Here is a 12,094-nt window from a genome sequence, read left to right on the forward strand (position 1 = left end):
TCTTATTCACGCACTATAAAAGCACCCGCAAAAGCACCACTTGCAGCAAAATCTCTTGCTTCATCTTCACTTCGAAAACCTGTAAGAAAGACTCTATTGAGACCATCGATTGAACTTGTTCTTATGGTTGAAGTATAAATCCTATAAGTTTTATATTGTGCTGCAAAACTTCTTGCACCGACTGGATTTTTAAATGCCCCAATTTGCACCATAAAATTCCCGCCCTCATAAATTTGTCCATTTGCTATAAGCCCACCACTATTGGCATTAGATTGCATAGTTTTTGAATTTGCAAAACCTATAACCTCAAGTCTTACAGGAGCTGTTCCAACGTGTATCATATCAATTTGACTTGCTGCGCCTTTAGAGAGATCAATAATACGATTATTTACAAAAGGTCCTCGATCATTCACTCGTACTGTAACCTGACGGTTATTGTTTAAATTTGTAACTTTTAGCAAGGTATTCATAGGCAAAGTTTTATGGGCTGCTGTTAAAGCATTTTGATCATAAGTCTCTCCATTGGAGGTTTTTTTACCGTGAAAACCCGGTCCATACCAACTTGCAATTCCATCAGCACTTTCTCCCACAGAAACAACCGTTGGATAATATGTTTTACCATTAATAGTGTAAGGTTTCATAGTGCCTTTTGTATTAGAAGTAGAAGGAAAACTTTTAAAATCATTACTTGGATAATATACTTGAGTACTGTTGCCAAAACTTGGTAAAAAATCCCACGCACAGCCATTGAAAAAAAAAGTAAGTACGCTAAGGCTTAATAACTTGAGTATAATGATTCGCATTTTTTTCCTTTATAGGTATAATAAGTTTTTGTTTAATACTAAGATGATTTTTTTTGATTGCATTCAACTCTCGAATTTGTTTGATACTGCTATTATACATTTTAGCTATCTTATATAAAGAATCCCCGGCTTTAACTATATGAATTTTTATCGTTGGTACAGTAGTATCAACTTTAGCAAAAGTTTCAGGTTTAAAATTGGTATTAAAAAACGCTACTTTTTCAAGTGGAATATACATATAATAACCTTTTCCCGGAGGTGTAAAATTCTGTCTAAATTGAGGATTGTATGTTTTTAAAGTTGCAAGTTTCATATTTAAACTCTTAGCAAGATCATTCAAAGCCACTGAAGAAGGTACATCAACTTTAACAAAATCATTATTCAAAGCATAATTCATCAAAGAAGGGTTTTGTTGAAGTAAAAATTCTTTATCATTAGCCAAAAAAGCAAGGGTAAGAATTTTATGAATAAAAGTCCGTGTTTCTAAGGAAAGATATTTTTTCTCCGGATCAATTAAAACGCCTAGATTGTCTGTCCCTGCTTGCTTTATCGCTTGTCTAAGTTTTCCATTCCCACAATTATAGGCAAGAATAGCAAGATACCATTTGCCAAATTCATTTTTTAACTCTTTAAGATAATTTGCCGCTGCATAGGTAGATTTTACAGGATCAAACCTCTCATCAACATAAGCATCTATACGCAATCCTAAATTTATTCCTGTCGCGTGCATAAATTGCCAAACACCAACAGCCTTAGCATTTGAAACACTGTGTGTTTTTAAACCCGATTCAACCATAGCTAAATACAAAATTTCATCCGGAACAGCCTCTTTTGCAAGAATTTTTCGTATCATAGGAGTAAGTTTTGAAAAATTTTGCACCGAGTCAAGTAAAACTTTCGAATGTTTTGTCTCAAGATCGCCTTTCATTTTAACGAAAATCAAATCGCTTATAAAATAAGGTTGAATATCTAAATTTCTTAAAATACTAAGCTGCTTTTCATAATGTTCTGAAGTATAAACTTGAGCAAAACTTAAAGAATAACTCAATATCAAAAGAACACATATTTTTTTCATCTAATTCCTTTTAAAAAACAAGTTATTTGAATTTTCAAAACACAACTCTAAAAGCTCATTATGAGGTATCTGTAAAACTTCACTCATTTTTCTTGCAACATAATGCGTCAATAAAGGCTCATTTCTTTTTCCTCGAAAAGGCTCTGGAGTAAGATAGGGCGCATCTGTTTCTAAGAGTAATTTTTCTCGTGGAATTTGCGGTAAAATTTCAACTAAATTTCTAGCATTCTTAAAAGTAAGCACACCACCTATTCCAAAATAAAATCCTTTTTCAGCAAGCTCAAGTAGATGTTTGCTAGCATTAAAACAATGTAAAACTCCACCTTGTAAGTCCTTCGAAAAATTTAAAAGCTCAAAAGTGTCAGCATTTGCTTCTCTACTATGAATAATAACGGGTTTTTGAAACTCTCTAGCAAGTTCAAGCTGCCGAATGAAACACGTTTTTTGTTTTTTCACTTGCAATTCTTTTTTACTCTGCGTACCTTCAAGACGAAAATAATCAAGCCCGCATTCGCCTATAGCTACACATTTTTCATCTTGCACAAATTCTCTAAAAAGCTCTTCATCAAAACTTTCAAGTTCATAAGGATGTACCCCCACAGCAAAAAAAATCTGTTCGTATCTTTGCGAAAGCTCTCTTGCACGTGGCAAATCTTTCATATTAGCACCGGGTATGATAATCTTTGCAATTCCATTCTTAAAAGAATGTATCAAAAGCTCATTTAAATCATCAAAAAAGCTTTCATTGTCTAAATGACAGTGTGTATCGATGATTTTAATTTTATCTTGAAATTCAAGATTTAAGAACATACTTCAACTCTATCCTTGCCATTATCTTTCGCTTGAGAAAGTGCAGCAGAGGCTTTATCTGTTAAAGTTTCTATTGTATCTCCGGATTTCCCAAAAACTACTCCGATAGAAACAGTAAAGAAAAGCTCATCAAGATTCACTAAAATTCCAGTCTTTTTAATATTCACTCGGATAGAAGAAAGAATTTTTAAAGCTTTTTCTTGAGTAATATTTTTCAAAACAATACAAATTTTTTCAGCATTGTAACGACCGACTATATCACGACCTTTTGTTTCGTTTAAAACTTCTTTAGCACAAGCCCTAATCACTCTATCGCCAATTTCATTACCATACTCATAATTCATAGTTCTTAAATTATCAATATCCAAAAAAGCAAAAGCAAATTCTTGACTTTGTGTTGCAATTTCATTTAAGTAATCTTCAAGCTCAAGCATCAAAGCATTTGAATTTTTGACTCCTGCAACAGAATCAAGAGTATTATGAGTTCGTAGGAAATTCATATTTTCCATAGAAAGCAAACATTTATCTAAACGTACATTAAAATTCTCTTTATGCAGTGGCTTAATGAGGTATTCATTTAAACCATTCTTAAATAATTCAGCTTCTAAGGAATCATTTTTTTCTCCCAAAAGTATAACGCCAAGTTCATCATCGCTAAATCTTGTTCTCACTTCATTTAAAAGTTCTGCACCATTTAATACCGGCATAGTAGAATCTGCTATAATAAGCTTTACATCAGCATTATCATTAAGATAATTAAGTGCCTCTTCGCCGTGTGCAGCTGCTAATACATTAAAAAGACGTTTTGTAAGAATATTTTTAATTTCATTGCGTTCAGCCAACTTACTCATAGCTAAAATAACTTTCATTTTAGCATAACGCTTGAGTTTAACAATAGAATCGATAATCTGTTCTATGCAAGAATCACTTTCTTTAAAAATATAATCTAAGATATCCTTGCTCATAAAATTTTCTTTTGTCTGCTTGTCATTACTTGCTGTCAAAACAATGGTTGGAACTTGTTTTTCTATTACATAATCAACAACTTCACCATTTGGCGCATCAGGAACACAAAGGTCTATAAAAGCTAAAAAATACTGTTGCATTGAGAGAGTTTTTGCTTCAGCAAAATCAAAAACAACATCAACTTCATATCCTAAAGCTGTTTCAATTTTTTTAGCCAAAAGCTTACTTAACATCTTATTATCATCAACAATTAAAATTTTTTTCTCCATAACCATACCTTAAAACAAAATTCATATAAAAATTATTATAATCTAAAAAACTGAAAAATCTGCTTAATCTTTAAATAGAGTCTTAACAAATTCCAAAGCTTGTTCTGTAATATCTTTTCCACTAACCATTCTTGCAAGCTCTTGAATTCTTTCTTCTTTTTTAAGTCTTTTCACTAAACTTTTTTGGGCTTTTTTTTCAATCAAAAAATGATTGCGAGCTTGAGAGGAAAGCTGTGGTAAATGCGAAATAGCAAAAATTTGATAAAAATGTGAAAGCTCATTCAAAACACTTGCCACACTCATTGCTTCCTTGCCACTTAAATTTGCATCAATCTCATCAAGAAAAAGGATGCCTTTTCCAGAATGCAACACAGTGCATTCTGTTGCTAAAAACGCTAATTTTAAACGATTTGTTTCACCTGAGCTTAAATTTTTCATTTTTGCAGTATCAATATGTAAGAAAAATTCATCTTTACCTAAATATGTTATTTTGTCATTTTCTTTCAGCTCTAAACAAGCCTCTTTCATACAAAGTTTTTGGAGATAAGTATTAAGAATTTGCTGCAAAATAGGAATATTTCTCTTTCGCGAAAGACTTATTTTTTCAGCACTTTTTTTTACTTTCTTGTCTAATTCTTCAACCTTTGTTTCAAGTTCTTTCTTCTCAAAACTCAAATTTTCATAATGCTGCAATTCTTTTTTCTTGAGTTCTAAAACCTCCAAAGCCTTCTCTATGCTTTCATAACGTCTCACTAAAAAAGAAAGCTGTTCAATCCTATCTAAAAGTTCTTCTATATCACATTCAAATTCCTCAAATTGCTGCTCTTGTGCTATAATACGAAGTTCATTAAAACATTCACTAAAAAAATCGCTTGACAATTCACTTATATGTAAAGCATCTATGACTGCTTTTTCAAATTCAAAAATACCCTCTGCTTTCTTCCAAGCCTCTTCAATCTTTTCTTTTTTAGAGAGTTTCTTTTTCAAATGCAAAAGCTCTTCATACTCACCTTTTTTTGGATTTATACTTGAAATTTTTTCAATATGATTTTGTGCTAACTCTTTTAGCTCCTCAACCTTTTTCTCCTCTTCAATTAAAGCATTAAGCCGTACAGAAACTTGAAGAAGTTGGGAAAAATTCTCTTGAAAATCACTCTTTAAATTTTGAAATTGTGAATTCTGCTCACTTTCAAGTGTATCAACAAGGGCTAAAAATCTCTCATTGCAGAATTCATTATTCTCTTTTGCACCAAGATATTTAATAAAAGTTTTACTAAGATTTTGAAGGACTTTTTTCGTAACACTTTGATTGTTTATAAAATACTTCGCATTCTTTTCTTTAAGTACTTTAACAACATTTTCCTCCTCACTAAGAATACCAACATCTTCTAATTCAAGTCTGTCATCAAATTCTACTTCTACAAATCTTGCTTCACTTTCGCTAAGAGCAAAAGCGGCTAAAATACCATTAAAAAGCACAGACTTTCCAGCCCCGCTTGATCCTGTAAAAACAGTTAATCCTTTCTCAATCTCAAGTTCAACTTGTTCAAAGCCTATATTGTCTTTCATTACAATCTTTTTAATCATCTAATTTCCCCAATGCAACTTCTCTTTTAAAATTTGAAAATAATCTCTCTTTCTTGAACGGATTAAAGCGACATTTTTTTGACTCAGTCCCACTTTAATGCTCTTAAAATTTTCCATAGCATAATCCTCCTGTCCATCAATGCAAACGATACAGTCTTGTGCTTCAAATTCAAGCTCAAAACCACGAGGTAAAACTATAGGCCTTTGTGTTAGAGAATGCGGGCACACAGGCGTAAGAATAAAAACTTCGGCTAAAGCATAAACAATAGGACCATTTGCACTTAAATTATACGCGGTTGAACCAGCAGGACTAGCAACTATGAGTCCATCACCAAAATATTGATTGAAATTTTTCCCTTTATTATACACTTCAATATGCACCATAGAACTTGACTTATCTCTATAAAAAACAATATCATTAAAAGCATTTTTAAAACTGTATTTTCCATTTTTATGCTCAAAAGTAATATCAAGCATAAATGGTCTTTCTACGATAAAATCTCCAGAAAAAAATTCATCAAAAAAAGTCTCGGACTCTTCAATTGAAAAATTTGTTAAAAAACCTAAGTGTCCAGCGTGAATTCCTAATATAGCCCTCTCATATTCACAAGCTTTTCTGCAAAGCGAAATCAAAGTTCCATCCCCACCCAAAGAAATCACAAAATCACTTTGCTTAAAAAATTCATTAAGTTCTAAATTTGGCAAATTAACATTTTCCGAACTGCCTTGTAAAAGCAAAAGTTTGATTTTTCTTTTTTCTAACATTTTCTTTAAAAATACAATTTCTTTATCCAAATTCGAATTTGGACGTACTACAAGCCCTATTTTCTTAATATTTTTATAATCAACCGTCTTTTGCATAAAAAAATTATAACAAATCTTAGCTAAGCAAAAGAATAAAAATATTATAATGCTTCATTTTATTTTCAAGGTTAAGGAAAAAATTTGCGTACTCATTATAATACAGACTTAAATTCTAGTAATATAGGTGAAAAAGTAAAACTTTGCGGCTGGGCAAATAATTACAGAGACCACGGCGGAGTTATTTTTATCGACCTTAGAGATAGAAGTGGAATTATTCAACTTGTATGCGATCCTCACAAAAATAAAGAAACGCATTTACTTGCAAGCAGAGTACGAAATGAATTTGTTCTGCTTGTAGAAGGTGAAGTACGCTCTCGTGGAGAAAATTTAATCAATACAAAACTCAAAACAGGTGAGATTGAGATTATTGTTTCTAAACTCATTATAGAAAATGAAAGTATGCCAACGCCTTTTGCAGTAGGCGATGAAAGTGTCAATGAAGAACTTCGTTTAAAATACCGCTTTTTAGATTTAAGAAATATAAAACTCTATGAGAATTTTGCTCTTCGTTCAAAAGTGTGTATCGCAGCAAGAAATTCTTTAGCTCACATGGGTTTTTTAGAGGTTGAAACTCCTATTCTAACGAAAGCTACTCCAGAAGGTGCTAGAGATTATCTTGTGCCTTCTCGCATTCATCAAGGTGAATTTTATGCCTTACCGCAAAGTCCTCAACTCTTCAAACAGCTTCTAATGTGCGGTGGCTTTGACAGATATTTTCAAATCGCTAAATGTTTTAGAGATGAAGATTTACGAGCAGACAGACAGCCTGAATTCACACAAATTGATGTAGAAATGAGCTTTTGTACTCAAGAAGAAGTTATGAGTGTGGCTGAAAAAATGTTGCAAGATATTTTTAAAGTGTGTGGTAAAAACATTGCTACACCTTTTCAACAAATGTCCTATACACAAGCGATGGAAAATTATGGGAGTGATAAACCTGATTTACGATTTGATTTAAAACTCATTGATGTTCTTGAACTCTTTACAAAATCAAAAAATGAAATTTTCACAAACATAGCAAAAGACCCGAAGAAAAATAGAATTAAAGCTTTAAAAATACCACAAGGCGATAGGATTTTTTCAAAAAGACAAATGCAAAGATTTGAAGAATTTGTACGAAAATTCGGAGCACAAGGTTTGGCTTTTATTCAAGTCAAAGAAGAAGGATTGAAAGGACCTTTGTGTAAATTCTTTGATGAAGAAGATTTGAAAACATTAAGCAAAATATGCGAACTTGAAATCGGTGATGTAGTCTTTTTTGGTGCAGGGACAAAAAAAATAGTACTTGATTATATGGGACGTTTTAGAGTGTTTTTAGCCCAAGAGCTTGATTTGATAGATTCAAATGCTTTAGAATTTGTATGGATTGTTGATTTTCCTATGTTTGAATACAATGAAGATGGGACTTATTCAGCGATGCACCACCCTTTTACCCAACCAAAAAATATAGATGAAAAAGATAAAGACAAAATTGTATCTTTCGCTTATGATATTGTCCTAAATGGTGTAGAACTCGGCGGAGGGAGTATAAGAATTCACAAAAATGAAATACAACAAAAAGTTTTTTCACTCCTTAATATCAATCAAGAAGAACAAAGAGATAAATTCGGCTTTTTGTTAGATGCACTAAGTTTTGGCGCACCACCTCACGGAGGTATAGCCCTAGGACTTGATAGACTTGTTATGCTCATTAGTGGAGCAAAAAGCTTACGTGAGGTTATAGCCTTTCCAAAAACACAAAAAGCGCAGTGTCTAATGACACAGGCACCATCAAAACCTAGTAACGAAGCTATGAGAGAGCTTGGATTAAAATTAAAGGAGAAACAATGAAAGAACTATTTCTAATTATAGGTGCACCGGGTAGTGGTAAAACAACAGATGCTAGTCTTATTGCAAAAGCAGATACTGAAATGTCTCATTATTCTACTGGCGATTTATTACGTGCTGAAGTGGCAAGTGGAAGCGAACTTGGCAAAACTATAGATAGTTATATTGCACAAGGAAACCTCGTACCTTTAGAAGTTGTTGTCAATACAATAGTTTCAGCCATCAAACAAGCTCCAACAAAGACTGTTATCATAGATGGTTATCCTCGAAGTGTTGAACAGATGAATGAATTTGATAAAGTATTAAGTGAATGCCATAATGAAATAGTCCTAAAAGGTGTTATTGAAGTACGCGTAAGTGAAGAAGTGGCAAAAGAAAGAGTTTTGGGTAGAAATCGTGGCGCTGATGACAATGAAGAAGTTTTCTCTAATAGAATGAAAGTGTACTTAGAACCTTTAGATGACATTCTTGCTTTTTATCAAAAGAAAAAAATTCATTTTATTATAGATGGAGAAAGAACTATTGAACCTATTGTTGCGGATATGAAAAAACTCATTAAAAACATTCAAAATATCAAATAAAAGATAATTTAAAAAATTACAACTAAAGGAGAAAAAATGAATGTAAGTAAAATCACAGCAGGAGAACTTCCAAATAAAATCAATGCTGTTATTGAAATTCCTTACGGTTCAAATATTAAATACGAACTTGATAAAGAAAGCGGTGCTATTTTTGTAGATAGAATCCTAGCAAGTGCAATGTTTTATCCTGCAAATTACGGCTTTGTACCTAATACTCTAGCTGATGATGGAGATCCTATTGATATTCTTGTACTTAATGAATATCCTGTTCAAGCTGGAGCTGTAATTCCTTGTCGTTTGATTGGGGTTTTACTTATGGAAGATGAAAGCGGAAAAGATGAAAAACTCTTAGCCTTGCCCCATAGTAAAATTGACTCAAGATATGATGCAATTAAAACTTACACAGATTTACCTCAAGCAAGTTTGGCAAAAATCAAAAATTTCTTTGAAACCTATAAAATCCTAGAACCAAATAAATGGGTTAAAGTACAAGATTTTCAAGATGAAAAAGAAGCTTTAGCTTTGTTAAAAAAAGCCTTAGAAAATTATAAAAGTTAATAAATGAAAAAGCTTTTTTTGGGAGTATTATTAATGATAAATACTGCTAGCGCGGAATTGAAAAATATTCTTTTAGGTGGAGGTTGCTTTTGGTGTGTAGAGGCGGTTTTTGAACGTGTCAATGGAGTTGTCAAGACTGAAGTTGGATATAGCGGAGGTCCTGAAAATCCAACTTATGAAAGCGTTAGTAGAGGTGATGGAAATATAGAAGTAGCAAAAATCACTTACGATACACAACAAATTCCACTTGAAAATATTTTACATCTTTTCTTTCAAATACACAATCCAACAAGTCTTGATAAACAAGGTGCTGACATAGGTATCCAATACCGTTCTGCTATTTTTTATGAAAATAAAGAAGACAAACATATTATAGAGAATTTTCTCAAAAGTCAACAGCCAAACTATGCCCTACCAATAGTTACACAACTCTACAAACTTGATAAATATTACAAGGCAGAAGAATACCACCAGCATTATTTTACAAAGAATCCTCAACAAGCCTACTGTCAAGTAGTTATAGCCCCAAAGATCAAAAAAATACCACCTGCTAACTGACTTTAAGATTACAAAAATTTCAACTTTATTCACAGCCTTTTCACGCTGTGAATTTTAATTCAAAATATGAAAAAATAGAACTTTAAGTTTCAAAAATTTCAATTTTTTATTTAATTGTTTTTTAAGTTTTTTTATGACTCTGCCTTACTATGTGAAAAATGTATCTGTAAAGAATATTTTTCTCTAATAAGTTCTTATAAAAATAAAAAATTTCATCAACATTATAATATTTTATTTTATTTTTAAAGAAATTTTTATATTATGTAAAGGTTTTCACAAAATTTCATTCAAAGGAGACGAAATGTTATCAAAAGAAGTAATTAAGTTACTCAATGAACAAATTAACAAAGAAATGTATGCGGCAAATTTGTATCTTAGTATGAGTTCTTGGTGCTACGAAAATAGTCTTGATGGTGCAGGACTCTTTTTATTTGGACACGCTGGCGAAGAAAGCGAACACGCAAAACGTTTAATCACCTATCTCAATGAAACAGATTCTCACGTAGAACTCAAAGAAGTTAAACAACCAGAAACAAAATTCAAATCCTTACTTGATGTATTTGAGCAAACTTACAAACACGAGCAAAGTATTACAAAGTCTATTAATTCACTTGTAGAGCATATGCTTACACATAAAGATTATGCAACTTTTAATTTTTTGCAATGGTATATCAGCGAACAACACGAAGAAGAAGCACTTTTTCGAGGTATAGTTGATAAAATTAAACTTATAGGTGAAAATGGCAATGGTTTATACCTAGCTGATCAATATATCAAAAATCTTGCTAAATCAAAATAAAACCATTTTAATCAAGTAAGCAATGACTTATTTTTCTTTAGAATTTAGTATCTTAATTCTAGCATTTTTTGTTCTGTATTGGATTTTTATAGAAAATTATAAAATACAAAATGTTCTTATTTTACTTTTTTCTTATACGATTTATACTTTGATAAATCCTTATTTTGCCATTGTTTTACTTGTTTATACTTTTTTTATCCATTATTTTGCCTTGCTGATTTTTGTGCATAAAAAACGTTATATTTTTAGCACCTGTATTGTATTTGTAATTTTAAATTTGTGTTTCTTTAAATACTTTTCAAGCATTAAAGGAAGTGTTGATGAAATACTTTATTTTTTAGGTTTTGATTTTTTAGATATCGATATAGCTTTTCCTATAGGTATTAGTTTTTATACTTTTGCTTCTATAACCTATCTTGTCAATGTATATCAAAAAAAACAGCTAGAAAATTTTCTCTCTCTTGCTACCTATTTATCTTTTTTTCCTACCTTACTTTTGGGTCCTATAATGAGGAGTGAATTCTTTTTTGCACAAGCTTACCAAAAACGCGAATTTAAAAATGCAAACCTCATCATAGTTTTACTTCTCTTTGGTATAGTAAAAAAAGTTCTCATTGCCAATTACTTAGGAAGTTATAGTAAAGAAATTCTTAATAGCCCTAGTGAGCATAATTTTGTCGAACTCTTAAGTGCCTTGTATGCTTATGCTATACAATTATATTGTGATTTTAGTGGTTATGTTGATCTTGTAAGTGCTTTTGCTCTTATGTTTGGCTTTACTTTACCTGTAAATTTTGCTATGCCCTATTTGGCAAAAAATCTCAAAGATTTCTGGTCAAGATGGCATATCAGTCTTTCAACTTTCATAAGAGATTACATTTACATTCCTTTAGGAGGAAGTAAAAAAAACCTTCTCCGCACAGTAAGTAACTTACTTATAGCCTTTATTCTCTCTGGAATATGGCACGGAAATACTTGGAATTTTCTTATTTGGGGATTGCTTCACGGGTTTGGAGTTGTCTTTTTACACCTTCTTTCTTTAAGTTCTTTTCATTTGCGTAAAATCCCATTTTTAGGCAGATTGCTCACTTTTCATTTTGTTTGTTTTGCTTGGATTTTTTTCTATTATAGCAGTTTAGATGAGGCTTTTGAGTACTTACAATCCTGTTATACTAACTTTTTTATAACACCACAATATACAGATATCTATACTTTAACAAGCTTTATCATACTTTTTATGGTTTATCCTTTATTTATCAATTTTAAAGAGCATTGTGTAAAAATTTTAACGCTTACCCCGTTTTTACTCAAACCTTTTATCATCTCTATTATTTTGCTTTTTGTGTTTGCTTTTATGCCAAATGGAATTCCAGAATTTATTTACGCAGGTTTTTAAA

General features: G+C 31.6%; 12 protein-coding genes. 6 read left to right on the forward strand and 6 right to left on the reverse strand.

Annotated elements, in window-relative coordinates; all coding sequences use genetic code 11:
• Positions 1 to 2 precede the first annotated feature (2 nt).
• From OQH62_RS00580 to OQH62_RS00605, 6 genes are all read right to left on the reverse strand, one after another.
• Complete coding sequence (locus OQH62_RS00580) at positions 3 to 803, reverse strand: septal ring lytic transglycosylase RlpA family protein (RefSeq protein WP_266012423.1); 801 nt, start codon at positions 801 to 803, stop codon at positions 3 to 5.
• The gene (locus OQH62_RS00585) at positions 769 to 1,878 is read right to left on the reverse strand and encodes a lytic transglycosylase domain-containing protein (RefSeq protein ID WP_266012426.1); all 1,110 of its coding nucleotides are present in this window, start codon (positions 1,876 to 1,878) and stop codon (positions 769 to 771) included. Before OQH62_RS00585 ends, OQH62_RS00580 begins: the two co-directional genes overlap by 35 nt.
• A complete protein-coding gene (locus OQH62_RS00590) occupies positions 1,879 to 2,688 on the reverse strand; it encodes a TatD family hydrolase (RefSeq protein ID WP_266012429.1) in 810 nt (269 codons plus the stop codon).
• Complete coding sequence (locus OQH62_RS00595) at positions 2,679 to 3,923, reverse strand: diguanylate cyclase domain-containing protein (protein ID WP_266012432.1); 1,245 nt, start codon at positions 3,921 to 3,923, stop codon at positions 2,679 to 2,681. The genes OQH62_RS00590 and OQH62_RS00595 overlap by 10 nt, the downstream gene beginning before the upstream one ends.
• Positions 3,924 to 3,986: 63 nt before the next feature.
• A complete protein-coding gene (locus OQH62_RS00600) occupies positions 3,987 to 5,510 on the reverse strand; it encodes an AAA family ATPase (protein WP_266012435.1) in 1,524 nt (507 codons plus the stop codon).
• Positions 5,511 to 6,371, reverse strand: coding sequence for an NAD(+) kinase (locus OQH62_RS00605; protein WP_266012438.1), 861 nt, complete (start codon positions 6,369 to 6,371; stop codon positions 5,511 to 5,513).
• Between the two features lie 84 nt (positions 6,372 to 6,455).
• Between OQH62_RS00605 and aspS the strand changes: the two genes are divergently transcribed.
• The 6 genes from aspS to OQH62_RS00635 all read left to right on the forward strand — a co-directional run bounded on the left by aspS (position 6,456) and on the right by OQH62_RS00635 (position 12,093).
• The gene (gene aspS, locus OQH62_RS00610; RefSeq protein ID WP_266012441.1) at positions 6,456 to 8,204 is read left to right on the forward strand and encodes an aspartate--tRNA ligase; all 1,749 of its coding nucleotides are present in this window, start codon (positions 6,456 to 6,458) and stop codon (positions 8,202 to 8,204) included.
• A complete protein-coding gene (locus tag OQH62_RS00615; protein ID WP_266012445.1) occupies positions 8,201 to 8,782 on the forward strand; it encodes an adenylate kinase in 582 nt (193 codons plus the stop codon). The genes aspS and OQH62_RS00615 overlap by 4 nt, the downstream gene beginning before the upstream one ends.
• Before the next feature lie 36 nt (positions 8,783 to 8,818).
• A complete protein-coding gene (gene ppa, locus OQH62_RS00620) occupies positions 8,819 to 9,340 on the forward strand; it encodes an inorganic diphosphatase (protein WP_266012447.1) in 522 nt (173 codons plus the stop codon).
• A gap of 57 nt (positions 9,341 to 9,397) precedes the next feature.
• Positions 9,398 to 9,898 (forward strand): peptide-methionine (S)-S-oxide reductase MsrA, encoded by a 501-nt coding sequence (gene msrA / locus OQH62_RS00625; RefSeq protein WP_266012578.1) that lies wholly within the window; start codon positions 9,398 to 9,400, stop codon positions 9,896 to 9,898.
• Between the two features lie 301 nt (positions 9,899 to 10,199).
• On the forward strand, positions 10,200 to 10,697 hold the full coding sequence (locus OQH62_RS00630; protein ID WP_266012451.1) for a ferritin: 498 nt from the start codon (positions 10,200 to 10,202) through the stop codon (positions 10,695 to 10,697).
• A 22-nt stretch (positions 10,698 to 10,719) separates the two neighbouring features.
• Positions 10,720 to 12,093, forward strand: a complete 1,374-nt coding sequence (locus OQH62_RS00635) for an MBOAT family O-acyltransferase (RefSeq protein ID WP_266012453.1) — start codon at positions 10,720 to 10,722, stop codon at positions 12,091 to 12,093.
• Position 12,094: the final 1 nt, after the last annotated feature.

The organism is Campylobacter sp. MIT 21-1684, assembly GCF_026241315.1.
In the GTDB taxonomy this organism is placed as follows: domain Bacteria; phylum Campylobacterota; class Campylobacteria; order Campylobacterales; family Campylobacteraceae; genus Campylobacter_D.

Coding starts and splice junctions, on each gene's coding strand:
- OQH62_RS00605 (WP_266012438.1), bottom strand. CDS start 6,371: ATGCAAAAGACGGTTGATTATAAAAATATTAAGAAAATAGGGCTTGTA.
- OQH62_RS00590 (WP_266012429.1), bottom strand. CDS start 2,688: ATGTTCTTAAATCTTGAATTTCAAGATAAAATTAAAATCATCGATACA.
- OQH62_RS00615 (WP_266012445.1), top strand. CDS start 8,201: ATGAAAGAACTATTTCTAATTATAGGTGCACCGGGTAGTGGTAAAACA.
- OQH62_RS00630 (WP_266012451.1), top strand. CDS start 10,200: ATGTTATCAAAAGAAGTAATTAAGTTACTCAATGAACAAATTAACAAA.
- OQH62_RS00600 (WP_266012435.1), bottom strand. CDS start 5,510: ATGATTAAAAAGATTGTAATGAAAGACAATATAGGCTTTGAACAAGTT.
- OQH62_RS00635 (WP_266012453.1), top strand. CDS start 10,720: ATGACTTATTTTTCTTTAGAATTTAGTATCTTAATTCTAGCATTTTTT.
- OQH62_RS00595 (WP_266012432.1), bottom strand. CDS start 3,923: ATGGAGAAAAAAATTTTAATTGTTGATGATAATAAGATGTTAAGTAAG.
- OQH62_RS00580 (WP_266012423.1), bottom strand. CDS start 803: ATGCGAATCATTATACTCAAGTTATTAAGCCTTAGCGTACTTACTTTT.
- OQH62_RS00585 (WP_266012426.1), bottom strand. CDS start 1,878: ATGAAAAAAATATGTGTTCTTTTGATATTGAGTTATTCTTTAAGTTTT.
- ppa (WP_266012447.1), top strand. CDS start 8,819: ATGAATGTAAGTAAAATCACAGCAGGAGAACTTCCAAATAAAATCAAT.